Source organism: Actinosynnema sp. ALI-1.44 (assembly GCF_001984155.1).
Lineage (GTDB): Bacteria > Actinomycetota > Actinomycetes > Mycobacteriales > Pseudonocardiaceae > Kibdelosporangium.
On sequence record NZ_MTQO01000036.1, the window covers coordinates 206,160 to 230,764 of the forward strand.

General features: G+C 69.0%; 30 protein-coding genes. 11 read left to right on the forward strand and 19 right to left on the reverse strand.

What is annotated here, in order from left to right; translation table 11 throughout:
* Positions 1 to 57: 57 nt before the first annotated feature.
* The 3 genes from ALI144C_RS10335 to ALI144C_RS10345 form a co-directional block, all read right to left on the reverse strand.
* Positions 58 to 1,308 carry a hypothetical protein gene (locus tag ALI144C_RS10335; protein WP_076986864.1) on the reverse strand — a complete coding sequence of 417 codons (1,251 nt, stop codon included), beginning with the start codon at positions 1,306 to 1,308 and terminating at the stop codon, positions 58 to 60.
* Positions 1,309 to 1,413: 105 nt separating this feature from the next.
* Positions 1,414 to 1,950, reverse strand: coding sequence for a GNAT family N-acetyltransferase (locus ALI144C_RS10340; RefSeq protein WP_143230560.1), 537 nt, complete (start codon positions 1,948 to 1,950; stop codon positions 1,414 to 1,416).
* A gap of 132 nt (positions 1,951 to 2,082) precedes the next feature.
* Positions 2,083 to 2,700, reverse strand: coding sequence for a TetR/AcrR family transcriptional regulator (locus tag ALI144C_RS10345; RefSeq protein ID WP_076986866.1), 618 nt, complete (start codon positions 2,698 to 2,700; stop codon positions 2,083 to 2,085).
* Between the two features lie 89 nt (positions 2,701 to 2,789).
* On the opposite strand from ALI144C_RS10345, the gene ALI144C_RS10350 reads away from it, so the two are divergent.
* Positions 2,790 to 3,455, forward strand: a complete 666-nt coding sequence (locus ALI144C_RS10350) for a peroxiredoxin-like family protein (RefSeq protein ID WP_076986810.1) — start codon at positions 2,790 to 2,792, stop codon at positions 3,453 to 3,455.
* Positions 3,456 to 3,465: 10 nt separating this feature from the next.
* On the opposite strand, the gene ALI144C_RS10355 is transcribed toward ALI144C_RS10350, so the two are convergent.
* Complete coding sequence (locus ALI144C_RS10355) at positions 3,466 to 3,900, reverse strand: VOC family protein (protein ID WP_076986811.1); 435 nt, start codon at positions 3,898 to 3,900, stop codon at positions 3,466 to 3,468.
* 194 nt (positions 3,901 to 4,094) lie between these two features.
* Here ALI144C_RS10355 and ALI144C_RS10360 point away from each other — a divergent pair, with 194 nt between their 5' ends.
* Positions 4,095 to 4,397 (forward strand): hypothetical protein, encoded by a 303-nt coding sequence (locus tag ALI144C_RS10360; RefSeq protein ID WP_237774082.1) that lies wholly within the window; start codon positions 4,095 to 4,097, stop codon positions 4,395 to 4,397.
* A 4-nt stretch (positions 4,398 to 4,401) separates the two neighbouring features.
* Here ALI144C_RS10360 and ALI144C_RS10365 read toward each other — a convergent pair whose 3' ends face one another.
* Positions 4,402 to 5,349 carry a ketopantoate reductase family protein gene (locus ALI144C_RS10365; protein ID WP_076986813.1) on the reverse strand — a complete coding sequence of 316 codons (948 nt, stop codon included), beginning with the start codon at positions 5,347 to 5,349 and terminating at the stop codon, positions 4,402 to 4,404.
* 70 nt (positions 5,350 to 5,419) lie between these two features.
* Here ALI144C_RS10365 and ALI144C_RS10370 point away from each other — a divergent pair, with 70 nt between their 5' ends.
* Positions 5,420 to 5,989 (forward strand): TetR/AcrR family transcriptional regulator, encoded by a 570-nt coding sequence (locus ALI144C_RS10370; protein WP_076986814.1) that lies wholly within the window; start codon positions 5,420 to 5,422, stop codon positions 5,987 to 5,989.
* 393 nt (positions 5,990 to 6,382) lie between these two features.
* Here ALI144C_RS10370 and ALI144C_RS10375 read toward each other — a convergent pair whose 3' ends face one another.
* The 10 genes from ALI144C_RS10375 to ALI144C_RS10420 all read right to left on the reverse strand — a co-directional run bounded on the left by ALI144C_RS10375 (position 6,383) and on the right by ALI144C_RS10420 (position 15,867).
* Positions 6,383 to 8,122, reverse strand: coding sequence for a CocE/NonD family hydrolase (locus ALI144C_RS10375; RefSeq protein WP_076986815.1), 1,740 nt, complete (start codon positions 8,120 to 8,122; stop codon positions 6,383 to 6,385).
* On the reverse strand, positions 8,119 to 9,348 hold the full coding sequence (locus ALI144C_RS10380) for an MFS transporter (RefSeq protein WP_076986816.1): 1,230 nt from the start codon (positions 9,346 to 9,348) through the stop codon (positions 8,119 to 8,121). The genes ALI144C_RS10375 and ALI144C_RS10380 overlap by 4 nt, the downstream gene beginning before the upstream one ends.
* 89 nt (positions 9,349 to 9,437) lie before the next feature.
* The gene (locus ALI144C_RS10385) at positions 9,438 to 10,427 is read right to left on the reverse strand and encodes a biotin-dependent carboxyltransferase family protein (RefSeq protein ID WP_076986817.1); all 990 of its coding nucleotides are present in this window, start codon (positions 10,425 to 10,427) and stop codon (positions 9,438 to 9,440) included.
* Positions 10,421 to 11,314, reverse strand: a complete 894-nt coding sequence (locus ALI144C_RS10390) for a 5-oxoprolinase subunit B family protein (protein ID WP_076986818.1) — start codon at positions 11,312 to 11,314, stop codon at positions 10,421 to 10,423. The genes ALI144C_RS10385 and ALI144C_RS10390 overlap by 7 nt, the downstream gene beginning before the upstream one ends.
* Positions 11,311 to 12,087 carry a 5-oxoprolinase subunit PxpA gene (locus ALI144C_RS10395; protein ID WP_076986819.1) on the reverse strand — a complete coding sequence of 259 codons (777 nt, stop codon included), beginning with the start codon at positions 12,085 to 12,087 and terminating at the stop codon, positions 11,311 to 11,313. Before ALI144C_RS10395 ends, ALI144C_RS10390 begins: the two co-directional genes overlap by 4 nt.
* A 3-nt stretch (positions 12,088 to 12,090) precedes the next feature.
* Positions 12,091 to 13,419: an aspartate aminotransferase family protein gene (locus ALI144C_RS10400; RefSeq protein ID WP_076986820.1), complete on the reverse strand. Its 1,329-nt coding sequence runs from the start codon at positions 13,417 to 13,419 to the stop codon at positions 12,091 to 12,093.
* On the reverse strand, positions 13,416 to 13,823 hold the full coding sequence (locus ALI144C_RS10405; RefSeq protein WP_168211222.1) for a phosphotransferase enzyme family protein: 408 nt from the start codon (positions 13,821 to 13,823) through the stop codon (positions 13,416 to 13,418). Before ALI144C_RS10405 ends, ALI144C_RS10400 begins: the two co-directional genes overlap by 4 nt.
* Positions 13,824 to 13,826: 3 nt before the next feature.
* Positions 13,827 to 14,441: a phosphotransferase gene (locus ALI144C_RS10410; RefSeq protein ID WP_143230561.1), complete on the reverse strand. Its 615-nt coding sequence runs from the start codon at positions 14,439 to 14,441 to the stop codon at positions 13,827 to 13,829.
* Entirely contained in the window at positions 14,438 to 15,196 is a 759-nt protein-coding gene (locus ALI144C_RS10415; RefSeq protein WP_076986823.1) for an SDR family NAD(P)-dependent oxidoreductase, read from the reverse strand. The genes ALI144C_RS10410 and ALI144C_RS10415 overlap by 4 nt, the downstream gene beginning before the upstream one ends.
* A 98-nt stretch (positions 15,197 to 15,294) precedes the next feature.
* The gene (locus ALI144C_RS10420; RefSeq protein ID WP_076986824.1) at positions 15,295 to 15,867 is read right to left on the reverse strand and encodes a TetR-like C-terminal domain-containing protein; all 573 of its coding nucleotides are present in this window, start codon (positions 15,865 to 15,867) and stop codon (positions 15,295 to 15,297) included.
* A 187-nt stretch (positions 15,868 to 16,054) separates the two neighbouring features.
* Between ALI144C_RS10420 and ALI144C_RS10425 the strand changes: the two genes are divergently transcribed.
* From ALI144C_RS10425 to ALI144C_RS10445, 5 genes are all read left to right on the forward strand, one after another.
* On the forward strand, positions 16,055 to 17,074 hold the full coding sequence (locus tag ALI144C_RS10425; RefSeq protein WP_168211223.1) for a C2 family cysteine protease: 1,020 nt from the start codon (positions 16,055 to 16,057) through the stop codon (positions 17,072 to 17,074).
* The gene (locus ALI144C_RS10430; protein WP_076986826.1) at positions 17,071 to 17,340 is read left to right on the forward strand and encodes a hypothetical protein; all 270 of its coding nucleotides are present in this window, start codon (positions 17,071 to 17,073) and stop codon (positions 17,338 to 17,340) included. Before ALI144C_RS10425 ends, ALI144C_RS10430 begins: the two co-directional genes overlap by 4 nt.
* 129 nt (positions 17,341 to 17,469) lie before the next feature.
* Positions 17,470 to 17,697 carry a hypothetical protein gene (locus ALI144C_RS10435; protein WP_076986827.1) on the forward strand — a complete coding sequence of 76 codons (228 nt, stop codon included), beginning with the start codon at positions 17,470 to 17,472 and terminating at the stop codon, positions 17,695 to 17,697.
* On the forward strand, positions 17,694 to 18,266 hold the full coding sequence (locus tag ALI144C_RS10440) for an RNA polymerase sigma factor (RefSeq protein ID WP_076986828.1): 573 nt from the start codon (positions 17,694 to 17,696) through the stop codon (positions 18,264 to 18,266). The genes ALI144C_RS10435 and ALI144C_RS10440 overlap by 4 nt, the downstream gene beginning before the upstream one ends.
* A gap of 185 nt (positions 18,267 to 18,451) precedes the next feature.
* Positions 18,452 to 19,036: an RNA polymerase sigma factor gene (locus ALI144C_RS10445; protein ID WP_237774086.1), complete on the forward strand. Its 585-nt coding sequence runs from the start codon at positions 18,452 to 18,454 to the stop codon at positions 19,034 to 19,036.
* 153 nt (positions 19,037 to 19,189) lie between these two features.
* On the opposite strand, the gene ALI144C_RS10450 is transcribed toward ALI144C_RS10445, so the two are convergent.
* The 3 genes from ALI144C_RS10450 to ALI144C_RS10460 form a co-directional block, all read right to left on the reverse strand.
* The gene (locus ALI144C_RS10450) at positions 19,190 to 20,311 is read right to left on the reverse strand and encodes a glycosyltransferase family 87 protein (protein ID WP_168211224.1); all 1,122 of its coding nucleotides are present in this window, start codon (positions 20,309 to 20,311) and stop codon (positions 19,190 to 19,192) included.
* 229 nt (positions 20,312 to 20,540) lie between these two features.
* Positions 20,541 to 21,476: a universal stress protein gene (locus ALI144C_RS10455; protein WP_076986830.1), complete on the reverse strand. Its 936-nt coding sequence runs from the start codon at positions 21,474 to 21,476 to the stop codon at positions 20,541 to 20,543.
* 46 nt (positions 21,477 to 21,522) lie between these two features.
* Positions 21,523 to 21,951: a hypothetical protein gene (locus ALI144C_RS10460; RefSeq protein WP_076986831.1), complete on the reverse strand. Its 429-nt coding sequence runs from the start codon at positions 21,949 to 21,951 to the stop codon at positions 21,523 to 21,525.
* Between the two features lie 107 nt (positions 21,952 to 22,058).
* On the opposite strand from ALI144C_RS10460, the gene ALI144C_RS10465 reads away from it, so the two are divergent.
* Both ALI144C_RS10465 and ALI144C_RS10470 read left to right on the forward strand, forming a co-directional pair.
* Complete coding sequence (locus tag ALI144C_RS10465; protein WP_076986832.1) at positions 22,059 to 22,559, forward strand: hemerythrin domain-containing protein; 501 nt, start codon at positions 22,059 to 22,061, stop codon at positions 22,557 to 22,559.
* A 123-nt stretch (positions 22,560 to 22,682) separates the two neighbouring features.
* Positions 22,683 to 23,687, forward strand: a complete 1,005-nt coding sequence (locus ALI144C_RS10470; RefSeq protein ID WP_076986833.1) for a hypothetical protein — start codon at positions 22,683 to 22,685, stop codon at positions 23,685 to 23,687.
* A gap of 18 nt (positions 23,688 to 23,705) precedes the next feature.
* Here the strand turns inward: ALI144C_RS10470 and ALI144C_RS10475 are convergent, their stop codons facing one another.
* On the reverse strand, positions 23,706 to 24,182 hold the full coding sequence (locus ALI144C_RS10475; RefSeq protein WP_076986834.1) for an amidase family protein: 477 nt from the start codon (positions 24,180 to 24,182) through the stop codon (positions 23,706 to 23,708).
* On the opposite strand from ALI144C_RS10475, the gene ALI144C_RS10480 reads away from it, so the two are divergent.
* Complete coding sequence (locus ALI144C_RS10480) at positions 24,181 to 24,588, forward strand: alpha/beta fold hydrolase (protein WP_076986835.1); 408 nt, start codon at positions 24,181 to 24,183, stop codon at positions 24,586 to 24,588. The genes ALI144C_RS10475 and ALI144C_RS10480 overlap by 2 nt on opposite strands.
* Positions 24,589 to 24,605: the final 17 nt, after the last annotated feature.

Genomic DNA, 24,605 nt, shown 5'->3' on the forward strand with positions numbered 1-24,605 from the left:
GATCACCTTTGGGGTCAAGGGGCCGTGCGCCGGCCAGGTGCGGAAGCGAAATGTGATTCAGCGACAGGTCGCGTGGCGCTGGCGAGCGCGACGGCGCGGGCGCCGGACAGGCGGAGCCGGACCGAGCCAGACGATCCCGGCCCGGTACAGCCCATGCGCCACTTGGCGGCGCACCGCCGTCTCCAACTCGTCGCGCAACGCGCCGTTGCGCAGGAGCACGTCCTGTCCGAGCAGTTCTTCGACAGCGGCGAAGGCACCAGCGGTATCGCCGTGGTGCAGGCGGGCCCGAACGTCCACGAGGTCTTCCGGGTTCCGGTGCGTCTCGTCGATCACCCGCAGGCACGGCAGCGCGGGACCGCCCAACGCGACCAGCAACTCCTCGCGGCGGATCTCGTCGGCGTCGTGGTCCAACGGCACGAGCACGCCGTTCACCACGCCGATCCGGTGCGTGGCACCACGACACTCGACCAGCCGCGAACCCCTTGGCCCGTCCGGACTTCGCGGTCCGCTGACCGCCTGGTCCGGGAGGAGTGCCGACGCGACAAGGGGATGCAGCCGGTCAGCGTCGATCATCCCCGCCCGCAGCAGTTCCAGGTCGGGGAGTAACCAGGTCGCCGCGTCGGGCAGCAGGGAGGGCGGTCCGGTGGCCGCACCCAGGTTCAGCACGACCCGGCGGCGGGCGTTGAGCCGCACGGTGACGATGCCGTCCGTGCGTCCCTCCGCGCGCAGCAGCAGCGCTGCCTCCGCCATCCACCGGTCCGCGGCACCGGGCCGCTCCCCCAGCTCACCGGCCCTGCGCACGTCCCAGAGGTGACGGTGCAGATCGAGCCGGAACCGCCGGTCAGGACGGGGATGCGGGTGCATGCCCGCTCCGGCGAGAGGCCGCGAAGGGTCCCACAGGGCGAGGCTGATCCGCTGGCCCGCGTCCGCCCAGGCAGGCGGCGTCCGGGCCACGAGGTGGATCGCGTCGCCGGTGCCGGTCGGCGGCGGGTAGCGGGCCAGCGAGACGGTCAGACCCGGCCGCACCAGGCCGTCCGGGGCGATCCTGGGAAAATGCCAGCAAAGCAGGTCGGGCGCCAGCTGACGCAGATCAGCGCGGACCAGGTCCGCGAACTGCCTGCCGTGGGCGCGGCCCACAGCTCGCAGGTTCAGATCCACGTCGACGCGCGCGGCGGCGCAGGCCCCAGCCCAATCACCCGCGGCTCGGCGGGCGGTCGCTGACTCGATCATCGCCGGCGGCACGGTGAATTCGCGCACGCGCGACCAGAAACGAAGGCGGATGTTCTCGTTCGCGGTCAAAGAGTGCATCAGCACTCACCTTTTGCGAACGGAACCCCCGATCTGCTCATGGAGGTGATCATCGCCGCACAGCCTACCAGAGGGACACGACCACTTGCTGGTTCGCCGACCGGTTCAGCCGGTGTTCGCCGGTGTCGCGTTTCGCAGGTCCAGCCACATGATGTGGAGGCCGACGTCTCCCATGGTGGGGTGGCGGAACGCGCCGGGAGCCGTGCCGAGGATGACGAACCCGAGGCTCTCGTAGAGGCGGACCGCGGCCGTGTTCACGTCGACGACGGCGTTGAACTGGATCGCCGCGAACCCGTTCCGCCTGGCCCAGTCGATCATGTCGACAGTGAGGGCCCGTCCGACACCCGCGCCCCGCGCCTGCTTGGCGACCATCAGGGTGCCGGAGGCGACGTGGCTGCCGGGCCCGGCTCGGTTGGCGTACATGTTCGCGGTTCCGGCCACCTGGTCGCCGTCGGCGGCGACGACCACTCTGGCCGGTGCGTCCAGCAACCACATCCGCCTGGCGTCCTGCTCGGTCATGGCGGGGTCGTAGGGAATGGTCCGCTGCTCGGTGATGACGTCGTGCATGATCGACCAGATCTGGGGCCAGTCGTCCCCGCGGGCCGCGCGGACCGGGAAGGACGGTGTGATGTCGGACTGCACTCGCCCATTGTGCCGTCCTGCCCCGGTTCGGCGAACGCGTTTCAGCTGCTGCTGAACGTTCCTCGCGAGGATGCCCAGCGTCGCGCGCAGTGCGGCCTCCGGGATGACTGGGAAGATGTCACACCGTCGAGGTCAGGTCGGAACGGCGTGACACGCGATGCGCTCGATCATCGCGTCGAGACCGGCTTCCAGGGCCGCGGTGGTGTGCTGGGCCTGCGCCAGCAGCAGTCCGCCTTGCAGGGCGGCCAGCATCGCCAGCGACAGGTGGTCCGGGTCCGCGTCGGGGCTGAGCCGCCCCAGGTCGATCATGGTGCGCAGACCGTCACGGATCGCGGTGCCCCAGCGGGAGAATCCGGCCGCCAGCGCCTCGCGGGCTCGCGGGTCGTGATCGGCGAGCTCGGTGGTGAGCGAGCCCAACGGGCAGCCGCCCGCACAACCGAGTTCGCGCACGAGGTCCACAATGCAGTCACGCCAGGCCCACAGGCCTTCGAAGCTGTCGAGCTTGTCCAGCAACGTGTTCTGGCGGCGCAGGATCATCTCGGTCTGCTGTTCGATCACCGCCATGGTCAAGGCGCTCTTGTCGGCGAAGTAGTGGTAGATCTGCGAGGAACTCACCCCCGCGGCGGTTCGCACGTCCGGTGTGCTGGTGCCCGCCACGCCACGCTCGTACATCAGCCGCGCCGCGGCCGTGACGATGCGCTCCCGAGTGGCCTGGCCGCGCTGCGTCAGCTTGGGACCGTGCGCCGTCATGTCGCCCATGCTACCCAAAAACTGGATTTGACTATCCAGTCCACTCGCGGTAGTTCTGGATAGGACGATCCAGTCCAGGGAGGACCGCGTTGACGACCACCGAGCACACCATCGCCGAGCAGGTCGAAGCCATGCAGCAGGACATGGGCCGACAGATCCCCGACGAGGTCCTGGCCGCGTTCGGCAGTGAACAGGCCAGTTTGGACGCCGCAGGCGTTCCGGACGGCGTCGCCACCCCAGGCACCGCGATGCCCGACGGCGACCTGCTGGACGCCCACGGGACCTCCACCACGCTCACCGCCGCCCGCAACGGAAAACCCGCTGTCGTCGTCACCTACCGTGGCGCTTGGTGCCCGTACTGCAACATCACGCTACGCACCTACCAGGACCAACTGGTGCCAGCCCTCGCGGAACGCGGCGTCGAACTGATCGCACTCAGCCCGCAGAAACCCGACGGATCGCTGAGCATGGCGGAGAAGAACGACCTCACCTTCACCGTGCTGTCCGATCCCGGCAACCAGATCGCGGGCAAACTCGGGGTACTGACCGCGCCGACCGCGGACGCACGCCGTGCACAGGAAACCATGGGTATCGACCTGCCCGCCGTCAACGCCGACGAAAGCCACGGCATACCGATGCCCACCGTCGTGATTGTGGACGCCGACGGCACGATCCGCTGGATCGACGTGCATCCGAACTACACCACTCGCACCGAGACCGTCGACATCATCACGGCCCTCCGCCGCGTGCTGTGAGGCCGGGTGCTCAGTCCAGACAGAACTCGTTGCCCTCGACGTCCTGCATGTTGATGCACGACTCGTTGAACTCATCGGCATACAGCACTTGCAGCTCTGTCGCTCCGAGTGCGACCAGTCGCGCGCTCTCGGCCTTGAGCGCGGCGAGACGCTCTTCACCCTGAAGCCCGATGCCGGCGCGCACGTCGACGTGCACCCGGTTCTTGACGACCTTGCCTTCCGGAACGCGCTGGAAGAACAACCGCGGACCCGCACCCGTGGGGTCGACGCAGGCGAACGCCGCACCCTGGCGCTCCGGCGGCAGCGAGCGGTCGTAGTCGGCCCAAGTGGAAAACCCCTCCGGTGCGGGCGGTACGACGTACCCCAGCACCTCGCACCAGAATCGGGCGACGCGCTCCGGGTCCGCGCAGTCGAAGGTCACCTGGATCTGCCTGATCGACGCCATTGGCCCACCATATAGGCGCGTCCCGGCCGCCATGTCCGGCAGGTCACGGCCGCGCGTCAAACCTGGGGCCACCGATGGCGACGAGGCCACCGGCGTGATCCACTGGTCCGAAGCCGCCAGGGGCGATGCCCCGCACGACCCCCGCGAGTAAATTGACGGTGAACGGGAGCTGAACACAGCGGAGGGTGGCGCCGGTGGACGCGCATCGCATGCCGACGGTGAGGTCACCGGAGGTCGCCCGACTGGCCGCCGACCCGGCGTGGCAGGTCACCGTGCTCACCGGCGGCCGGTGGAGCACGGCGGAGTGGTCGGGCAGGCACGACGATCACCACTGGGTGATCGGGCTGACGCCGGTGCAGGCGTCCGTCGCGTTGATCGTGTGGCGCGACGACGAGATGGTCGACCACGCCCGTGGCGACGAGAAAACCATGTGCGCTGCGGCTCGGGCGTGGGTGTCGAGAATCCTTGTGCAGGGCAACAGCCCCGTGACCGCCTGACCGCTCAACCCCGCGCGAAGCTCGGTTCCGCCGCTGCCAGCCGAGGTACCGGGACGCCCAACCGGCGCGCTTCCGCCAACACGTCACGGCAGATCACCCGCGGCTCCTCGGCCTCGGGATCGGAGTGCGCTTCGAAGTTGACGCGAGCCGGCGCGAAACGCTCCAGCACCCAGGCCAGCAAAGGCGCCGTCAGCCAGGTGGGCGCACGCAACGGCAGCACTTTGCCCCGGTGGCGCCGTAGGTCGACGCCGCGCGCCTCGACGAGCGCCAGCAACTCACGGCTGGCCCACAACGCCTCGCGCAGGTCGCGCGTTGCCCCTGGCAGCTTGGCCAGCGAGCCCAGCCGCAGGCCCTGCGCGTGCAGGCCCGCGTTCCACGCGAAATGGAGCCACAGCCAGCCACGGAAGTCGGATTGTTCCCGCGGCGGGAACCCGGCCGCTCGAAACACCTGGCGGACAGCCCGTTCACGGTCGTTCGGGGGGCCGAAACTGCCGAACACGACCGATGGCAGGATGCCCCCGCGGAGCACGCCGTCCTCGCCGAAACCGCCGCCTGCTTGGGGAAAGCCCCAGGCGACCTGGTCGGCGGGAAGGGCGGCGACCGCGGCCAGCGGATCGGACCAGACGTTGCCGAAGACCAGGACGGTGGCCTTGCCGACGCGCGGTGCGAGGAAGGCCGCCGCCTCCGCCAGCCGGAAGTGCTGCACGCTCAACACGATCAGGTCGAAGTCGTGGTCCGGCGCCAGCTCTTCGCGGTAGCGCACCGGCCACCTCCGGACGACGCGCCGCCCCCACACCCGGCGCCGCGCGTCGAGCAGATCGAGGTCGATCGCTTCGCCGTACGCCGCCGCGCGGCCAGGGCGGACGAAGAACTCGACGTCATGCCCGGCCTGTTCCAACGCCCAGCCGTACATGGCGGCGATCACGCCCCGCCCGAACATCAGGATCCGCATACCGCACCTCGTGGCGTACGATCGAAGTGGAGATAGTTTCCACTTTCGAAAATATGGAGGAAGTTTCCGTTTGTCAACACCAGGCAAGCCGCTGCGCGCCGACGCCCAGCGCAACCGCGCGGCCTTGATCGCCAAGGCCAGGGAGGTCTTCGAGACCGGGAACTTCGACCTGCGCTTCGACGACTTCGCCCGCCTCGCAGGCGTGGGCACAGGGACGCTCTACCGCCACTTCCCCACCCGGGAAGCACTGGTGGAGGCGGTTTACCACGAGGAAGTCGCCGCGCTGTGCGACCGCGCCCGCCACCTGCGGGACACGCTGCCCGCGGCGGAAGCCTTGGCGACCTTCCTGCGCGGCATGGTCGACCACATGGACACCCACGAGGGCCTCGCCCGGACACTGGCCACGCTGATGGCCTCAGGCTCCGGTGCCCTCGCCGAGGGCAGCCGGGCGCTGGAGCAAGCCGTCACCGACCTGATGGCCGCCGCCGTGCAGGAAGGCACGGTCCGCGACGACGTGGGCGCTGGTGCAGTCATGATGGCGCTGCACGGCATCGGCGCGGCCCATGACCGCCCCGACTGGCGGGCGGAGGCCGACGGTGTCATCACTCTCGTACTGGACGGGTTGCTCGCTGTGAGGTGAACCGCTGGAAAGGGCACTCACTTGGCGCAGCGGGAATTCCTTGACGCAGCGGGAGAGAACGATACGTCCTCCCCCGCGCCACAGCGGCGAGAACCGCGGCGCCTGTCTTGACAGAACGCTCGGCTGCCCTTGCCCGCGAGGGCGAAGGGCAGCCAGGCGAGTGGTCAGCCGAGCGGGAGACCGCCGCCGAGGCCGCCGAGCAGTCTGCGGAGAAGGCCGGTGATGGCTTCCATACGAATACTCCTTTGAGGATCGTCTGCATGTGTCGCGGACATCCCAACATCGACGGTGTGCTCGTTGGGCGTATGACGCGCGAACAACCGGCATGACCACTCGTATGGGTGGTGTCGCCACCTGTACCTCTCCGCGGCCCGGCTCGTGTTCGCCATCTGCTCAGGGGATCCGGGGAAGCAGCAGGTACGGCCGCTGCTCGTCGTTGCCGTGCAGGGTGGTCCGGCCGTTGTAGGCGGGCCGGTCCCGGTCGCCGGGCAACTCGTGCCAGTAGGCGCCGCTGCCGCGGATCTCACGGCCGTAGACGATCTCGTGCGGGCCGGGCAGGTGGTGTTCGTAGTCCTGGCCACGCACCGACACCCCGAGGGTGTAGCCGACCGGGACGACGATCGACAGGGGCCAGATCTCCACGTCAGCTTGGTAGACCTGCCCGGGGACCAGCGGGGAGATCGCCGTGTGCCGCTGCCACGGACGGTACGGCCGCGACAGTTCCGGGTCGAGCTCGCGGTGCGAGGCACGCAGCCACCCCTGACCGACCGGGCCGTGCGGTTCGAAGGCGGTCGGGAAGAGCACTTCGGTGCCGTCCGGGTCGAACAGGTGCACCGTGACGAACAGGTCGGCGTCCTCGGTCGTGGACGAGACGAACAGCCGCAACGCCGCCGGACCCGTGTACTCCACTTCCTCGTCGGCGGGCGGCAGCGTGAACATCAGCCCCTCCGACCGTGCTTGGAATTCCGAACGCTGTGTTCCATCGGACGCGTGACCGGTCAGCACACGCTTGTCCAGGTCCAAGTACAGCTTTGTCCACTCCGTGCGCGCGAGTGGCCATTCCTGTTCGTGGCGCAGGAAGAAGCTGTCGGGCGTGCGCACCTGCAGCTGGACGGTCGGCTGGGTGTCCCAGCCGTTGTCCGAGCCCTTGAGGAAGTGGTCGAAGAAGCGCCGCTGCACGTCGAGGCCGTAGTCGGTGTAGAACTCCGTCCAGTGTTCGAGCCCGTGCACCTCCAGCCACTTCCGCTCGGACGAAACCCGTTGGAACGACTCGAAGTTGCCCCGCGAGTGCAGGCCCATGCCACCCCAGTTGGACGAGGACAGCACGGGCACGGTGATCTTCTCCAGCACAGCGGTGCGGTCCCGGTAGTACTCGTCGACGACGGGGTGGGCGAGCAGCACGTCGGAGATCTGGATCGCGGCCGCCGCCAGTTCCTCAGCCGTGCGTTCCGGCTTCCCCGACACCTTGCGGCCGGTGTTCGGGTTGATCGGCGACTCGGCGCGGCCGTGCTGGATCCGCAGCACCTGGTGCGGTGCCCAGCCGGGCATGAACTCCGTCGGGATCCCGCCGTGGTGGGTGTACTCGCGGAAGTAGTCGGACGCGCCCTCCCACGGGCAGATCGCCTTGAGGTGCGGCGGGGACACGGCGGCGGCCAGCCACTGGTTGGTCGCGAGGTACGAGATGCCGAGCATGCCGACGTTGCCGTTGCTCCACGGCTGGACGCCCGCCCATTCGATCGCTTCGTAGAGGTCCTGCGCCTCCCGCGGCGAGAAGAAGTCGACCGCTCCCTCGCTGCCGCCCGTGCCGCGCACGTCGATCCGCACGCACACGTAGCCTTCCGGGACCCACCGTTCGGGGTCCGGGTACTCCCAGACCTGGTACTTGCACGTCGATTTCGCCGCCACTTCGGGGTGGTCGCGGACGAGCGCGGAGAACTGGGACGCGAACCCCTCGGCGAACGGCAGTCCCTTGCCGTACGGGCTGGCCGCCAGCAGCACCGGGTGCGGTTCGTCGTCGTCCGGCCGGAAGATGTCCACGGCGAGCGTCACGCCGTCGCTCATCGTGATCCGCACGTCCCACTCGATCCGCATGCCGTCCCGCACCTCTTGGTACGGCTCGTAGTGCCGCGTCATGACTGGCTCCTTTCGGTTGGCTTGCCCATCGCGGCCATCGCGACGATGCCGATGACCGGGATGACGCACAGCTGGATGACCCCGGCGGCCTGCCAGCCGAGGCCGGATTCGGTGGCCGCGAAGAAGTAGCCGGACACACTCGCCGGGATGTACATGGCCGCGACGAACAGACCCGTTGCCCTGCCGACCTTCGCGCTGGGCACCGACCGCTGGATGAGTGCGCTGGTGTTGGTGTAGACGACGCCGGTGAAAGCGATGCCCAGCACCAACGACAGCGCGATCTGCACGGCGTAGGCGTCGCCGAGCAGGAAGATCCCCGCTCCGCACCCGGCGATCGCGGCGAACCCGACGACGTTGACCCACCGCTGGTCGAACCGGTCGGCGAAGATGCCGCAGAAGACCGACGTGAGCGCGCCGAGCCCGAACATGCCCGCGACGACCGCGGTCTGGTCGGGGGCGTAGCCGTGCGCCTCGCGGAGATAGGTCGGGTACAACCCGAGGTAGCCGTAGATGGTGAAGCCCGCGGCGACAGTGGCGATCGTGCAGCAGACGACCCGCCGGTTGAAGAACCGGCCACCGCTGCCCGGCGTGGGGCGAGACTGCTCGTGGCGGCCGACTTCCGTCACCGACTGGGGCACGGCCACCATGAGGACGACCAGGATGACCACGCCGATCCCGCCGAAGACGAACAGCGGGACACGCCAGTCGCCCGTCGAGGACAGCAGCGCCCCGCCCGCGAGTGGACCGCCGAACGCGCCCAGCCCGAACGCGGCGTTGATCGACCCGATCGCGACCGCACGGTTGCGGTGGAAGTACGCCCCGACAGCGGCGTACAGCGCCGCGTTCTGCGCTCCTTCGCCGACACCGGACAGGATCCGCCACGCGGTCAGGTCGACGAGCCCGGCCGCCGTCGCCTGCAGCGCGCAGGTGACGGAGAACAACAGCAGGCTGGCGGCGATGATCCTCTTGCGGCCGAACCGGTCGGCCAGATAGCCGGCCGGGACCCCGGCGAGGCCCATGCCGAGGGTGAAGATCGTCGACAGCGTCCCGGCCTGGTTCGCGGTGAGCAGGTAGGCCTGTTTGATGTCGGGCAGCAGGATGGAGAACACCTGCCGGTCCATCGCGTTGACGAGGTAGGTCAGGTCGAGCACGAGCAGGATCAGCAGGGTCCGGGCGGTCCACGACGACGTGCCTAACGGCGGTGTACGGCTGGTCAGAGTGGCCATGGCGGTGCTCCTCGGAGCATGGTGGGGGTGCGGGTCGGCTGGCTGGCGAACGGGAACGGTTCGCGCCGTCCCAACGGGACGGCCGGGGGTCAGTACAGGGAAAGCAGCCGCAGTCCGCGGCGCACGTGTTTCACTCGGTCGCGACGCTCTTGGCGCGCGGCGATCGCCTGGTCGAGCGACACCGGTACGAAGTGGACGGTGTCCGGGGCCTTGAGCTGTGCGAGCACGTCCAGGTCGGCGCTCACCACCGTGCCGATCGTGGCGTAGCCGCCTCCGGTCACGGCGTCGCGCAGCAGGCAGATGGCTTCCTCGCCGTTGGGCACCTGCACCGATCCCACCGGGTAGCCGAGGTCGACCACGTTGCTGGGGTTGTCGCCCGCTCCGAACGGGGCTTCCCTGTCGACGAACCGGAGTGCGGGCCCGGTCAGCCTGCGGCCGGTGCGGTCGGATTCGGCGGACACGGTGAACGTCGATGCGAAGAACTCGCGGACGCTGTCGTCGGTGAACCGGTGGCGGCACAGTCCTTCCACGAGCCGCAGGCGCTGGTGCCCGCCGAGCGCGGGACGCAGCCGGGGATCGACGGTGCTGCCCACGCCGGGCCGGAACACGTCGGTCTCGTCGCCGACCGGCAAGGTGTCGCCCGCTTCGAGCGGACGGCCTTCGTGCCCGCCGATCGCGGAACTCTGGTACGTGGACCGGCTGCCCAGGAACGGTTCGGTCGCGATCCCGCCGCGCACCGCCAGGTAGGCGTGGCAGCCGGTACGCAGGGTGCCGATCTGCAGCACCTGCCCGGCGGGCACTTCCACTGTCTGCCAGCACGACACGGGCACACCGTCGACGCGGACGTCGGCGTCGCCGCCGGTGACCGCCACAACCGTCGGTTCGGCGCAGTGCAGTGCCGGGCCGATCATGGCGATTTCCAGGGTCGCCGCGTTCTCGTGGTTGCCGACGAGCAGGTTGGCGCAGCGGTGGGAGTACTGGTCCAATGCGCCCGACGGGGGCAGACCGATGGCGTACTGCCCGTCACGGCCGAGGTCCTGGACGAGTGTGCGGGCGCCGGGCGTGAGGACGGTCAACACAATGCCGCCTCCAAGGTGCGCGGATAACCGGCCGGGTCGGTGAGGTATTCAGCGAGCACGAACCGGACCGGCGCGCGCCGATACCGGTACCGCCCTTCTCGCGAGTCCGTGCGCAGTTGTTGGTACTCCTCGCCCGCGACGGGCCGGAAGCGCAGCAGTGTCGAGATCGTGGCGAGCACTTTCGACGTCTCGAACCCGGGGGTCTGCTGGGTGAGGTCGGCGACCGGGACCGGTGAGCGGCCCAGCAGTTGGTAACCGCCGACCCCCGCAGTCGGGTAGACGACCGTGAACGCGCCGCCGTGCGCGACCGCCCTCGCCGGTGTCTCCGTCCTGGGCCGCAGGTACTTGGGCACCTGGATCTGCCGCTCACGCGGCACGAGCTGAACGCATTCCGTGTTGCCCGGCTTGAAGCACGGGAAGGTGACGATGAACGGCGCCGACGAGTGCGCGGCGACCAGATCGTCCACTGAGGACAACCCGTTGACCCGTGCGGTGTAGGCGATGTCGGTCTCGTCCGCCGACTGGTGCCTGTCCCGGAACTTCAGGCAGGTCCGCTCGGTCGCCGGATCCGCGTACCACACGGGGATCTCGACGATCTCCGTGTCCAGCTCCACCGAACCCGCTTCCCCGAACCGTTCGTGCAGTCGGGACAGCGTGCGCACGAGCGCACGAGGGTGCAACACGTCCGGGTCGACGCGCACGAGATAACTCGCGTTGGCCGGAGCGACGTCGATGACGCCGGGCAGCTCCCGCCGGGCGAGGTCCCCGGTGATCGCCTGGATCCGCAGCGCCTGCGCGAGGTCCATGCCTTCACCGACTTCGACGAACACGAACTCGTCGCCGCCGAAGCTGGCCCGGGCACCGTCGGTGAACAGCTGGTAGCTCATGGCGCCTGCTTGTGCGCACTGGAGTTGCAAGCACTGAGGACGAATCCGGCCGATTCGAGACGTCGGCGCACGGCCGCGGCGATCGCGACGGCGTTCGGCCTGTCCCCGTGCACGCACACCGACCGCACCGGCATCGGGATCACCGCCCCGTCGACCGTTCGGACGCTGCCGCGCGCCATGTCCAGCGCACGGTCGGCGACCGCTTCCGGGTCCTTGGCGCGCGGCACCGGCTCGACGATGTTGACGCCGTCCTGGTCGAATTCGAGGTCGGCCGCGTTCTCCGGGATGACCGGCAACCCTTCCGCGGTGACCGCGCGCATCGCCGCGGTGGGCGCGAACATGAGCGGTACTCCCGGGAGTACCGATTGGAGGGACCGCGCGACCGCCGTCGCCAGCTCGGGCGAACGGCAGATCCGGCCCATCAGCGCGCCGTGCGGCTTGACGTGCGTGAGCGTGACGTCCTCGGTCGCCGCGATCCCCGCGAGCGCCCCGACCTGGTAGAGGATGTAGTCGACGACGTCGGCGTCGGTCGACGGCAGTGCCCGGCGGCCGAAGCCGAGCAGGTCCGGGTAGCCGGGGTGGGCACCGGCGGCGACACCGGCCGTCCGGGCGCGGATCAGAGCCGCTCGCATGGTCGCCGGGTCACCGGCGTGGTAGCCGCAGGCGATGTTGGCCGTCGTGATGTACCGGAACAGGGCTTCGTCGTCGCCGAGCGTCCAGCGCCCGAAGCTCTCCCCCGCGTCCGCGTTCAGCTCGATCGTCGGTGCGGTCATCAGTCACCTCCGGGTCACTCGGGCAGCGGCGTCGGCGAACCGCTCGAGCAGCAGTGCGGCGTCGGTTTCGGTGAACACCAGCGGCGGCCGGATCTTGAGGACGTTGCCGTGCGGCCCTGACGCCGACACGAGCACGAAGTGGTCGCGCAGATCGTCCACAAGCGACTGGGCGAGTGCACCGTCCGGGTCGGTGCTGTCGGGGGCGGTGATCTCGATACCGAAGTACAGTCCGGCGCCGCGCACGTCCGCGATGCGGGGGTGGTCCGAGGCGATGTCGGTGAATCCCCGCAGCAGCTGTGCCCCGATCTCCCGGGCGTTGTCGATCAGGCCTTCGCGGACGATGGTGTCCAGGACCGCCGAAGCCGCGGCGATCGGGACGTTGCTGCCGCCGAAGGTGTTGAAGTAGCGCACCTTCTCGCCGAAGTTCCGGCCGACGTCGTGCCGCAGCACGGTCGCGGCCACCGGAATCCCGTTGCCCATCGGCTTGCCGAGCGTCACCAGGTCGGGCACGACATCGTGCCTGCTGAACCCCCACCACCCGGATCCGGTACGGCCGAACCCCGACTGCACCTCGTCGGCGACGTACACGCCGCCCGCCGCCCGCACCTCGTCGGCGAGCACGCCGAGCAGTTCTGTCGGATAAGGCTGGATGCCGTCGGACGAGAAAAGGCTGTCCGCGACGAGTGCGCACACGCCGAACCCATGCCGCTCAAGATCGTCGATGACCGCCCGGATCTCGGCGCGCAGCACAGCCACCACCTCAGCGCCTTGCCGCAGCGGGTCCGGTCCGCTGATCGTGCGCACGTGGGGCCCCAGCGGCGAGGTGGGGCCGAGCGAGGGGGAGAACGCCGCCACATCGGCCGTCACCCCGTGGTACGCGTTGCTCGTCACGATGATCCCGGTGCCGTCGGTGTGCGCCCGTGCGATGCGCAGGGCGAGGTCGTTGGCCTCCGAGCCGCTGCACGTGTAGACGACCCGGTCGAGGTGCGCGGGGAACGTCGCCAGCAGGCGTTCGGAGAAGTCGAGCAGATCGGTCTGCAGGTAGCGGGTGTTCGTGGCGAGCTTGGCCATCTGCCGGGTCACGGCCTCGACGACAGCGGGGTGGCAGTGTCCGAGCGAGACGACGTTGTTGTAGGCGTCGAGGTACTCGTTGCCCTCGGAGTCGTAGAGGTGGACGCCATCGCCCCGGTCCACCTCGACGGGGTTGGTGTAGAACAGCTGGTATCCGGGCCCGAGCAGGTTCGCGCGCCGGGCAAGGATGTCCTGGATGTGCCGGGGTTGCTCGGCCAGCCGCTCGCCGGTGAAGCCGTTGACCATTTCCGGGCGGTTCATCGGCGCACCTCCAGTATCCGGTCGGCCGTGGTGTCGAGTCCGGTGCGAGCCGCATGGGCGGTCGCCCAGTCGCGGGACGCGTGTGAGAGCACGTACGCCGCGCGCGCGGGATCCCGCTGGGCACGCCACGACGCGATGAGGGCCCGCTGAACCAACCGCGCGGTGCACAACAACGGAAGCAGCGCGAGTTCTTCGTCCGGGACCGGCCTGACCCGGACATAACCACGCAGCCACGCCAGCGGGGCCGCCCACAGGTCCTCGGCGTCCGCCCGCAGGAGGTTGGACAGCGCGATGGCCAGGTCGAACACCACCGCCGTGCGCACCACGTCGCCGAAGTCGAGAATCCCGGTCAGCGTCCCGCTCGTGTCGACGAGGAGGTTGTGCGGGCTGAAGTCGTTGTGCACCAACTAGGTGTCCAGGTCATCCGGCCGGACGCGCAGCGCGAACTCCTGGAGCACGTCGTGCGCGAGCACGAAATCAGCGCCTTTCACCGTGTCCAGCAGCGGGAACAGCGCGCCGACGTGCCGCAGATCCCAGATCAGGGTCCGGTCCTGGTGCTCGCCCCGGAAACCGGCCAACGCGTGCGTCAGCTGCGCGTGGACACCGCCGAAGGAGGCGTTCCCGGACGGCGGCTCCCCCGGCAGGTATGACAGTACTCGGAGCAGTCTTTTCGGTGCCGGTGCGGCGATCTCGTGCATGTCGGCACCGTCCACACCAGAGCGGACCACGGGCACCGGCAAGTCGGGGGCGGTGCGCGCGAGGTGGCGCAGCACTTGCGTCTGCAGGATGAGGTCCTCACGCGCTTCGCCCTCGCCGCTCACTTTGACCAGGTGACGCGTGTCCACGGCGTGCAGGACGAAGGTCTCGTCCTTCTCCGACGCGACGCGTTCGAGCCTGCCGGACAAGCCGTACACGTCCCGCAGCGCGGCGAGCACCAGCGCTTCGTCGAGGTGCTTGGTGACGGCGTCGAGGCCGCTGAGGGTCACGAGTTCGCGGAACCCGGGCATGGTCGGATTCCTCACGAAGCGACCCAGCCGCCGTCGATCAGCAGGCTGGAACCGTGGATGTAGGAGGCGGCGGGGGAAGCCAGGAAGGCGACCGCCGGTGCGATGTCGTGGACCTCGCCGACACGACCCGCGGGAGTGGAGTCCAGCATCTGGCGCTCGTAGTCGGCGTCCTCGAACAGGTGCGCGTTCATGCTCGTGCGCACGTTGCCCGGCGCGACCGCGTTGACCCGGATGCCCCGGGGAGCGAACTCGGCGGTCAGCGACTTGACCAGCAGTTCCACCGCTCCCTTGGTCGCACAGTAGGCGCTGGAGTTCGGGAACCCGACGTGCCCGCAGATGGAGGACACGAAGATGACGCTGCTGCCGTCGCCGAGGTGCTCGGCCGCCGCCCTCGTCAGCCGGAACGGCGCTCGGACGTTGGTCGCCCACTGGTCGTCCAACTGCTCGTCGGTGGTGTCGGTGAACGGCGTCGGCTGGAAGATCCCGGCGGCGTGCACGAGCACGTCGATGCCACCGAAACGCGCGAGCGTGCGGTCCACGACCTCCGCGGGACCGAAGCCGCTGGTGAGGTCGGCGGCGATCGGCTCGGCCACCGCGCCTGCCGCCGTCAACTGCCCTGCGACGGCCGCGAGGCGTTGCGCGTCCCGCCCCACCAGGGCGATCTTGGCCCCCATGGAGCCGAGTTCGCGGGCGATCTGCGCCCCGATGCCCGAACTCGCCCCGGTGACGATGGCAACCCGATCGCGGAGCGGTTGAGAACTGTCGGCCATGAGGACTCCCTCGTCCACTCTTAACGTTAGAGAACTTGCGTTAACGAAGAGTGTGCGAGACGGACGCCTCTAATGCAAGAGTTCCTGCAATAAGAATGTCAGGCCAGGTTCAACGCCCGGTCGACCAGCGCGTCCAGGTCGGTGTCGGGCGGCTCGTAGCCGAAGATCGCGCGCAGGTAGATGGGCGCGAGCACGACGTCGAAGATGTGCGCGACCGTCACGGGCTCGCCGCCAGCCGCCGCGAACCTGTCCAGCGCCTGCTGCATCTGAGCGGTGCGTTGTTGCAGGTAACGGGCGGCGTCGGCGGCGAGTGAGTCGCTCTGGTCGCCGCCGAGCGGGGACGTGGCCGCTGCGAGCGCGCGGAACAACGCGAACCCCTCGCGTGTCTTCACCTGCCCGGCGACCGCGTGCGCCCAGTCGAGCAGGTCACGACGCAGGTCGCCGCTGTCGGGGAACGGCGCCTCGTCGTTGAGTTGCGTGACGGCGACGTCGAGCACCAGCGACTCGATCCTCCCCCAGCGCCGGTAGATCGTCACCTCGTGCACACCGGACCGCTCGGACACTTCACGCACCGATGGTTGGTCACGCCCTTCGGCGAACAACTCGCGCACCGCCGTGTGCACCGCTGCGCGCGTACGGGCCGTCCGGCCGCCAGGACGAGTGTCTGCCATGAATTCAGGCTAGCGTGGCGCCCCGATCACTGTGGCACCAAGGCGCGAGCAGGCCCCGCGTCGCCACGAGCTTACTGACCACAAAGGACAGAGGCGTCCCCGGCGGCCCGATGGGGAGGCGATGTCGGCCTTTCGGGCGGTCCTTGACGCGTTTCTTCGATCACGGCCGCCTGCTTCGATGGCGGACATGAGGTACGACCGCGGCGATGAGCGCGTTCCGGCAGGGGAATCGACCGGCCCCGCCGTGCCGAAGGCCGTGGCCGCGATCACGCACATCCAGCGGCTGGCCGGCAACGCCGCGGTCGGCCGTGCCCTGCGACCGGACCCGAGCCAGGTGGCCCAGTTGCAGGGTGACGACAACAACTTCGGCCAACGGGTCGCGATCTCCCCCGACCTGCTCGAGATGCTGAGCGAGACCTCGGCGCCCCCGGCCGACCGGGATCTGGTCCCCGCCGTGTCGGACGCGACGTTCGAGCAGTACGACGGGCACGCCTTCGTCCAAGGGCACGGCGACCGCGACGCGGTCGACCCGAACGACGTCAGGCAAGGTCAACTCGGCGACTGCTACCTCTGCGCGGCGATGATCGCAGTGGCCAGGGCGCATCCGGAGCGGATCCGGTCGCTCATCGCGAGACAATCGAACGGTACCTACAACGTGACGCTGCACCTGAAGGCAGGTGTCTGGTCCAGGGAAGGCGGTGCCCAGGTCGTGAACGTCGTGCCGACCTTCCCCACGACGGGCGACGCCCCGGCCTACGTCCAGCAGGGAGACCAGGCCGCCGACGGCCCGGAACTGTGGGCGATGCTGATCGAGAAGGCATACGCCCAGGTGAAGGGTGGTTACGTGAGCATCGCGGACGGCAACTCCGGCGAGGCCGCGGCCATGCTCACCGGCGGGAGGTCGACCGAGTACAGGGTCGCGTCGACGACGCCGGACCGAATCGCCGCGATCATCGACGAGGCCCTGACCAACCGGTGGCCGGTGACCTGCAACTCGGCAGGCAGCGCGAAGAACGAGAGCGCGGAGAAGTCGGAAGACCGCGAGGACTACCACATCGTCGCCCACCATTCGTACGCGCCGAGGTCCGTCGACGTGAGCGCGGGCACCGTGGAGTTGCAGAACCCGTGGGGCCGTGGGGACATCACGCTGCTGATCAGCGGACCGTTCAAACGGTACTTCTCATCGGTGGACGTGGTGCGGCCATGATCGAGATCACCGAGACCACTGTCTGGACCGCGAGCAGGACCCGGGTCGCGGTCGGCACCATCTTCGAACGCGAGTACCGCGCGGCCGACGGCACCACCAGAACCGGTCCGGCCGCACCGCTCTACCTGTACACCGACCAAGGCGAGGACAAGGTCGTCGGCGGCGCCGGTTCACACCTCACCATCGACGACGAGGAGTGGGAAGTCGTGCTCGTCGAGCCCAGGCCGGACAACCGCGGCCGCGTCGTGCTCAGGCGGCTGGCCTGAGGCCGACCCACGCCCGAAACCGCATTTTCACGGCATCTTCACGGGTTTCCGGCGGCAATCGCCGAGAGGTGTAGACAGCGCGGTGCCATCTGGCGAGTACGGGGTGACCTACCGGATGGAGGTGGTGGCATGACAACGGTGTGGCCGTTCGTGATCGCCGTCGTACCCGTGATCGCCAGGCTCGGCCGGGATGTGATCACGCTCTGGTGTGGCGTCCTCAGGCGGGCGGACATCGAGCGGATCATCCAGGCGGGTGGTGAGCGGACACGTGTCGTGGACCGGAGCGCGGACGGCACGGTGCTGGAGATCGTGGTCGAGCGCGCGGGGCCGTCCCGGACGAGGAGTCGCGCCGAATGACGGTTGCCCACCCGCCTGCTCCGGATGATCCCGAAGAAGCTCTGCGGCGCCGGTTCGACGATTTCTACGTGGCCACGGCGCACCACACCTTCCAGGTGGCGTGCCGGGTGGCCAGGGGTGACATCGAGGTGGCACGTGACGCGACCCAGGAGGCGTACTTGACGGTGTTCCGCCTGTGGGCCACGGACAGCCAGCCGATCCAGGACCCGGCGCGGTACGTCGTCGGAGTGGCCGTCAACAAGGTCGTCGACCACTACCGCAGACAGGCCAGGCACGAGGTCCTGACCGACGACAACGTGCCCACCGTGCCGGGGACCGAGTTCGACCACGTGGTCAGCCGGATCGCGGTCATCGAAGTGATCAGGAAGTTCCTGGACAGCCAGGCACCTCAGCAGCGGGCCGTCGGGGTGCTGTACTTCCTCGAGGAGCTCACGTACGCGGAGATCTGCGCGGCACTGGACGGGATGGCCCAGTCGACCGCGCGCACCCACATCCAGCGGCTGCGCCGGAAACTGGCCCCGCTCGTGCACCGAACACTGGGGAATGTCGAAGGAGGCGAGCACCGGTGACCGATCCCCACGACACCATCACCGAACTGGTGCGGGAAGCCTATGTCGACGCACCGCGGCCCGACTTCGACGTCCACAAAGGACTGGTCGACATGTACGCGCGGATCGCCAAGGCCGGCATCCGCCAAGCCGGGAAAGTGGCCGTCACCGCGTCCGGCGACACCTGGTACGCCGATTCCGCGGCGGTGGACGAACCGGAGTGGCACGCTCTGAGCGGTTCGGACCGTTACGCCGCCTGCCTGCGAGCCGCGAGGACAGGAAGCCGTGAAGCACGTGCCGCACTGGTCAAGGACCTGACCCCCCTCGTGTGGCATGTCGCTCGTGGCAACGGCCTGGACAGGACGAACGCCGAGGACGTGGTGCAGACCGTGTGGCTGGCCCTGTTCAGTCACATCGCGGCAGTGTCCGAGCCGAGGGCGTTGGCGGGATGGCTGATCACCACGACCCGTCGGGAAGCACGGCGGGTACGCGGCCGTATCGATCTCCAACCCAGGCTCATCGACGAAGTGGCCGCGGTGATCGACCAGGATGCCATGGATCCCGCCGAGCAGGCGGTGCGGGCGGACCGGGACAACAGGTTGTGGCGGGCGTTCACCCAACTGCCCGGGAAGTGCCAAGAACTGTTGCGGCTGACCGTTCTGGCCGGACGGGCCGAGTACCGGATGGTGGCCGACGCCTTGCACATGCCGAGAGGCAGCATCGGCCCGACGCGAGGACGTTGCCTGAGCGTGCTCAGGGAAAAGCTCGACATCGAAGGAGGCAGCGCGTGATGGACGCCATCAGGGCCTTTCTGCGCAGGCTGGTCGACGATTACGATCCACCGCCTGCCGGGTTGCCGGACCAGGTCGTGGAACGGCTGGCGGGCAGGGACATCGAGCGCGCCGCCTGAGGTCCGACACCGGTTGCCGTGCCCCCGCGTGAGATCACGGCAACCGGCTCAACCCTCTTTGACGAAGTCGTTGCACGGCAACGAAAAGCACCGTGAGCGCCACCAACGGGTAGAAGTTGACCAGTAAGTGCTGCCATCCCGTCCACGGGCCTTCAGCGGGCACCAACACCTGTGGGCCGACCATCAGCAGCAGGGCAAGGGCGACGAGCACGTAACGGCCGCGATCACGTACCCGTACCGGAAGCCCGGAGTGCGCGGGCAGAACGCTTGCGGCGAACACCACCAGCGCGGGCACCACCCACACCCAGTGCGCGGTCCAGGACAGTGGCGAGATCAGCAGCGCCGCGACTCCATTGGTGACCATCGCGACCTCGGCACCCACCCGGCGCATGATCACCACCGACATCGCCAGGACCAGCCCGACCATCAGCAGCCACACCGCGGTGTGCCAGCCGCCGCACAGGCCCAGTCTGTGCAGCCCGGCCGCGATGGTCTGGTTCTCCCGGTTGACGATGCCGGCGGGCCCGGCCAGCGCTCCGCCGAACCAGAACCGGACCGACTCGGCGGGCATGAACACGACCATGGCCCCGGTGACGAACGCAGCCGTGGCTGCCGACACGGCGGCGGCGCGAAAGTCTTTGCGTATCAGGAAGAACAGCACGAAGGCAGCGGGCGTGATCTTGATGGCGGCCGCGATCCCGATCAGCGCTCCACGCGGCCACTTCGGGTGCTTCACCAGGCAGTCGGCCGCGACCAGAGCCATCAACCACAAGTTCACCTGGCCGTGCCCGATGGTGTTGCGGACCGGCTCCACCAGCAGCGCCAACGGCATGATGATCGCCGTTGTCAGCACGCAGCCGTGCACACCGCCCTGCGGCCACACCCCACGCACCACGACGAAGCACGTGAAAGCCAGACTTGCCACGGAAACCGCGACGGACAGCACCGCGGCGGCCCAGAACGGCAGCGCCGCGAACACCGACAGCGGCAGCAGTGCGAACGGCGGGTAGATGAACCCCGGTGTCCCACCCGCGTACGTGGCCGGCAGTTGCCCGTACGGATCACGTCCATGCCACCAGGCGATGACGCCTTGGTAGAAGCTGTGCAGATCCCCGAACCGGCTTCGGTACGCGAGATCCAGCAGGCCCAGGAGCATGAGAACGACCACTCCGGACACTACGACCGTCCGCGGAGCCGCGCCCATCCGGTGTGGCGCTCGCCCAGTTTCCATGTCCGGCTAGACGGCGTCACGCGCGGACGGGTTCACGGAAGGACGTGCATCACGTCACATGGCCACAAGATGCCTCAAAGGGCAACGGGCATGCCCCGAAGCCCCGTCACTTATCGGTCGCTTGTCCCGTGCGCGACCGCCGGTTCTGACCTCGCTAGCTCTCCTCAGTGTCCGGGCGCACGATCGCGACCGGGCACGGAGCGTGGAACGCCACCGTGTGGCTGACCGAGCCGAGCAGGGCACGTCGCAGCGCACCTCGCCCGTGGCTGCCGACCACGAGCAGCGCGGCACCCTCCGACTGGTCGAGCAGGGCGTGCGCCGGGCGGTCGGGGGTGACCTTCTGGTGGACCGTGACGCCGGGGTGCCGTTGCCGGTGCGCGCCGAGGGACTCCTCGAACGCCTGGACAGCCTTCTGCTCGACGTCCACCCACGTGTTGTCCCACGGCCCCACCGGGTTCATCGCTTCCAGCGGGAGGTCGGACCAGGCGTGCACGGCGACGAGGCCGAGTCCGTGCCGTTCGGCGAAGTCGAACGCGAAGTCGACAGCGGCGGCGCTGTTGCGCGATCCGTCGACACCGACCACGACGTGCTTGCCTTCCGGCTGGTCCTCGGCCTGGCGCACGATCACGATGGGACGCGTGTAGGACTGCAGGATCTCGGCGGCCGTCGAGCCGAGCAGCACCCTGGGCAGCGCCGACCGCCCGGCCGGGCCGATCACCAGCGCCCGTGCGTCGGCCGCGGCCTCGACGAGCGTTTCCGACCCGCGCCCGGTCAACAGCCGGGTCGTCACCTCGAGGCCCGGATACGCGCCCCGGCAGGCGTCCGCGACGCGGTCGAGCTCAGTCTGGGCGTGCGCGAGGAGCACTTCCTGCTCCTGCGCGTCGAGCACCTGCGGGCTGGCCCAGCCCACCGGGGTGGAGGTGGAGTCCGGCAGCACGGGAAGGCCGAGCGCCTGGATGACCGCGAGTCCGAGCCCCTGCCCGGACGCCTCCCGAGCCGCCCACATGGCGGCACGCTCGGCAGCCGCGGAACCGTCGTACCCGGCTACGATGACTGAACGCTCGACTGTGGACTCTGCTGATGGCGTCACGAGCCCTGGTTCCCCCGCGGCGGGCAAGATCAAACCGTAGGCTCCGTCACGCCCGGGGCACCCTCGGGCCCGGCAGCGCGAAGCGGCGGATCAGGTAGTTCAGCGCCGCGCTGATCAGCAGCCAGACGATCGCCGCGGCACCGTAGTTGAACAACACCGCTGCCTTGGCCGAGTCCGGCGTGAACAGTCCGTCGAAGCCGAGCGACACCGCTGAGGAGAAGCCGTCGACGAAGGCGGCGAAGCCGTTGGCCGGGTTCGCCTCGGCGAGGACCAGGATGATCTGGAAGACGAGGACCACCGCGAACAGAGCACAGACGAACGTGACGGCCGTACGGGCCATCCGGACGGTGCGCACCCGCTTCGCCCGTCTGACATCCTCCGGCGCGGCGGGCGTCGGCTGCGGCTGCGGCTGCGGCTGACCACCCTGGTTCGGTAACGCCCTGGTCCGCTGCGGATCAGGTTCTGGATATGTCATCACTCGATGGTCGCACTGTCGCGGCGCCTCCGCTTGACGGCTCCGTTTGCCGACGTGCGCGGCGGGTATCCCGCCACCAGCCCGCGCACGCAATCGGAGGAGTGCCCATGTCGACGGACGCGATCGTGTTGCTGAAAGCGGATCACAAGCAGATGCGGCGACTGTTCGCGGAGTTCGCCAAGGCCGGTCCCCGCGCCCAGGCGACCAAGGGTGAACTCGTCGACAGGATCATCGAGGAACTGACTGTCCACACGTACATCGAGAACGAGATCATGTACCCGGAAGTCAGGAAGCTGTTGCCGGACCTGGAAGACGACGTGCTGGAATCCTATGAGGAGCACCACGTCGCCGACGTGCTGTGCATCGAACTGGCGACGATGAAGCCGCAGGACGAGCGGTTCGACGCGAAGGTGACCGTGCTCATCGAGAACGTCTCGCACCACATGGAGGAAGAGGAACAGGACTGGTTCCCGAAGGTGCGGGCGGGGCTCGGGCGCAAGCAGTTGCAGGACATGGGCGCGCGAATGCTCGAGGCGAAGAAGAAGGCACCACGCCATCCGGCGCACCCGCGAGCGCTCAAGAAGGCGCTGGACGCCCTGATGGCGTGAGCGAGCAGCCCTGATCGGCGTGGGCAAGCCCGACCACCCTCTGTAAGCGCCGAGCGCGGTAATCTCGCCCCAACACGTGAACTGGGGGGGCGAATGCCAGAGAGCTCGACGGACCCGTTACCGATGGTCCCGCCGACCGACCGGCCCGCTGTCGAAGAACCACTGCTGGTCCAGGAACTCGCGGTGGAGAAGCGAGCGGGCGCGGTGGCGCTGGTCTGGCAGGCGGTGTGGGTGGTTGGCGTGATCGCACTGCATCTGGTGCTCGCATCGCCGTTCACGGGAGCGACCCTGCTCGTGTACGCCCTGCCATTGCTGTTGCTGGTGGGTGTCGTGATCATGTCCATCGCCAGGCAGAGCGCGATGCGGCGGTTGCGACGGAAGCTGGGCACGAGAGCCTGGCAGTGGATCGCCCCCGAGCGGCTGCGGTTCCGGGGACGCACGGTGATCTTCGACCTGGACGACGGGACCCCGGCGCAAGTCCGCCTGTTCACCAACGCCTCAGCCGACCTCAGCAGGCAGCACGGCATGTGGATGATCACCGACCACCGCGGCCAGGTCCATGTGCGCACAGCCGGTTCGACCATGCGACTGCCGGTGTACACGGGCGAGGACGACCTCCACGGCGAGCCTGGCGAGCCCGACCCCACGCACTCGAACCATGCGCTCGCCACGATCACGATCCTCGTGCCCCTGGTCGTGGTCGGTCTGCTGTGGCTCGGCCTCGGCGACCCGGTCGACGCCTACCGGCAGCAACCGGCGACGGTCATCGTCGTCGCGCTGATCGTCCTCAACTTCCTGGCGGGCCTTCCGAAGGTTGTGGCGGCATACCGGCGAACCGAACCAGCGCAGTGGCACGAGATACCGATCTCGATCACCGGCATCGGTTACCACCGCCCATGGTCCACCGGGCAGACAGTGCATGGCACCAGCACACTGCCCGACGGCACAACCGTCGATGTGCGGATCCCCGACGTACACATGGACCTGGTGGCCAGCATGAACACCACTGCGAAGCTGTGGGTGGCGGATCCGCCGAAACCGTCGACGAAGTCCGTCACCGGCCTGCCCGGAGACCCGGCACGCGCCCACGTGTGGTTCGGCAAGGCCGCAGGACCGGTTCGCGACTGATCGCGGGGAGGCATGCGGCTACACGGCGGGACGGCGGTCCTGCCACGGCGCCGCGGTCTCCAGGTGCGCGGCCACCCGCAGCGGCAGGTCGTCACGGCCTGGCCCGGCCACGAGCTGCACACCGATCGGCAATCCGCCGGTACCGATGTGCAGCGGCAGGTTGATCGCTGGCAGGCCCGCGAAGTCGACGAACGGGGTGAACGGTGCGAACTGCTGACTGCGGGCCAGTGCGGCCAACGGATCCGCTGGGGTCGGCAGGAGCGCGCCGGAGGGCAGTGGCGGTTCGGCGAGCGTGGGGGTGAGCAGGAGGTCGTGGTCGTCCCACCAGCTCACGACGGACCGGCCGAAGTCGGCGACGCCGTCTCGTGCGGCTCGCACCTCGTCGGCGGTCACTTGTTTTCCCAGCTCGCCGAGAGTCCACTTCAGCGGCTCCACGTCCGGCTCGGTCACCTCGCGGCCCAGCTGGCGGGCGAGCTCCGCGAGGACTTCGGCCATGCCCGACGACTACCGGGTCCTGGCGATCGACCTCGCCGAGCACGGCGAGTCGCGGTCGACGCGGAACGTCTGGACCATGGCGGAGTTCGCGCGGGACGTGCGAAGGCTCGTCGATGGCGGCTCACCAGCAGGCACTGAGCAGGCCCTCAAGGACCGGTACTTCACCAAGATGGCCGCGGTGCGGCAGCCCGCGGGCCTGCGTTCCATCGAAGGGCTGATCCGCTGGGACATGGACGCGGCGCTGCGGGAGACCAGGCAGCCGATCACCGTGTTCGCGGTCCGCGGCCTCGTCGCACAGGAAGTGATCGACCGCTTCGAGTACGTCCTCGTCGACCTGGGCAGCAACCACTTCCAGGTGGAGTCGCCCGAGGGCACCGCGAAGCTGGCGAGCGTGGTCACCCCGTAGCGATCGACGCCGAGACC

Coding starts and splice junctions, on each gene's coding strand:
- ALI144C_RS10365 (WP_076986813.1), bottom strand. CDS start 5,349: ATGCGGATCCTGATGTTCGGGCGGGGCGTGATCGCCGCCATGTACGGC.
- ALI144C_RS10420 (WP_076986824.1), bottom strand. CDS start 15,867: ATGGCAGACACTCGTCCTGGCGGCCGGACGGCCCGTACGCGCGCAGCG.
- ALI144C_RS10415 (WP_076986823.1), bottom strand. CDS start 15,196: ATGGCCGACAGTTCTCAACCGCTCCGCGATCGGGTTGCCATCGTCACC.
- ALI144C_RS10345 (WP_076986866.1), bottom strand. CDS start 2,700: ATGACGGCGCACGGTCCCAAGCTGACGCAGCGCGGCCAGGCCACTCGG.
- ALI144C_RS10460 (WP_076986831.1), bottom strand. CDS start 21,951: ATGACATATCCAGAACCTGATCCGCAGCGGACCAGGGCGTTACCGAAC.
- ALI144C_RS10475 (WP_076986834.1), bottom strand. CDS start 24,182: ATGGCCGAAGTCCTCGCGGAGCTCGCCCGCCAGCTGGGCCGCGAGGTG.
- ALI144C_RS10425 (WP_168211223.1), top strand. CDS start 16,055: ATGAGGTACGACCGCGGCGATGAGCGCGTTCCGGCAGGGGAATCGACC.
- ALI144C_RS10390 (WP_076986818.1), bottom strand. CDS start 11,314: ATGAGCTACCAGCTGTTCACCGACGGTGCCCGGGCCAGCTTCGGCGGC.
- ALI144C_RS10470 (WP_076986833.1), top strand. CDS start 22,683: ATGGTCCCGCCGACCGACCGGCCCGCTGTCGAAGAACCACTGCTGGTC.
- ALI144C_RS10355 (WP_076986811.1), bottom strand. CDS start 3,900: ATGGCGTCGATCAGGCAGATCCAGGTGACCTTCGACTGCGCGGACCCG.
- ALI144C_RS10480 (WP_076986835.1), top strand. CDS start 24,181: ATGCCCGACGACTACCGGGTCCTGGCGATCGACCTCGCCGAGCACGGC.
- ALI144C_RS10395 (WP_076986819.1), bottom strand. CDS start 12,087: ATGACCGCACCGACGATCGAGCTGAACGCGGACGCGGGGGAGAGCTTC.
- ALI144C_RS10430 (WP_076986826.1), top strand. CDS start 17,071: ATGATCGAGATCACCGAGACCACTGTCTGGACCGCGAGCAGGACCCGG.
- ALI144C_RS10435 (WP_076986827.1), top strand. CDS start 17,470: ATGACAACGGTGTGGCCGTTCGTGATCGCCGTCGTACCCGTGATCGCC.
- ALI144C_RS10440 (WP_076986828.1), top strand. CDS start 17,694: ATGACGGTTGCCCACCCGCCTGCTCCGGATGATCCCGAAGAAGCTCTG.
- ALI144C_RS10335 (WP_076986864.1), bottom strand. CDS start 1,308: ATGCACTCTTTGACCGCGAACGAGAACATCCGCCTTCGTTTCTGGTCG.
- ALI144C_RS10400 (WP_076986820.1), bottom strand. CDS start 13,419: ATGAACCGCCCGGAAATGGTCAACGGCTTCACCGGCGAGCGGCTGGCC.
- ALI144C_RS10465 (WP_076986832.1), top strand. CDS start 22,059: ATGTCGACGGACGCGATCGTGTTGCTGAAAGCGGATCACAAGCAGATG.
- ALI144C_RS10380 (WP_076986816.1), bottom strand. CDS start 9,348: ATGGCCACTCTGACCAGCCGTACACCGCCGTTAGGCACGTCGTCGTGG.
- ALI144C_RS10375 (WP_076986815.1), bottom strand. CDS start 8,122: ATGACGCGGCACTACGAGCCGTACCAAGAGGTGCGGGACGGCATGCGG.
- ALI144C_RS10450 (WP_168211224.1), bottom strand. CDS start 20,311: ATGCTCCTGGGCCTGCTGGATCTCGCGTACCGAAGCCGGTTCGGGGAT.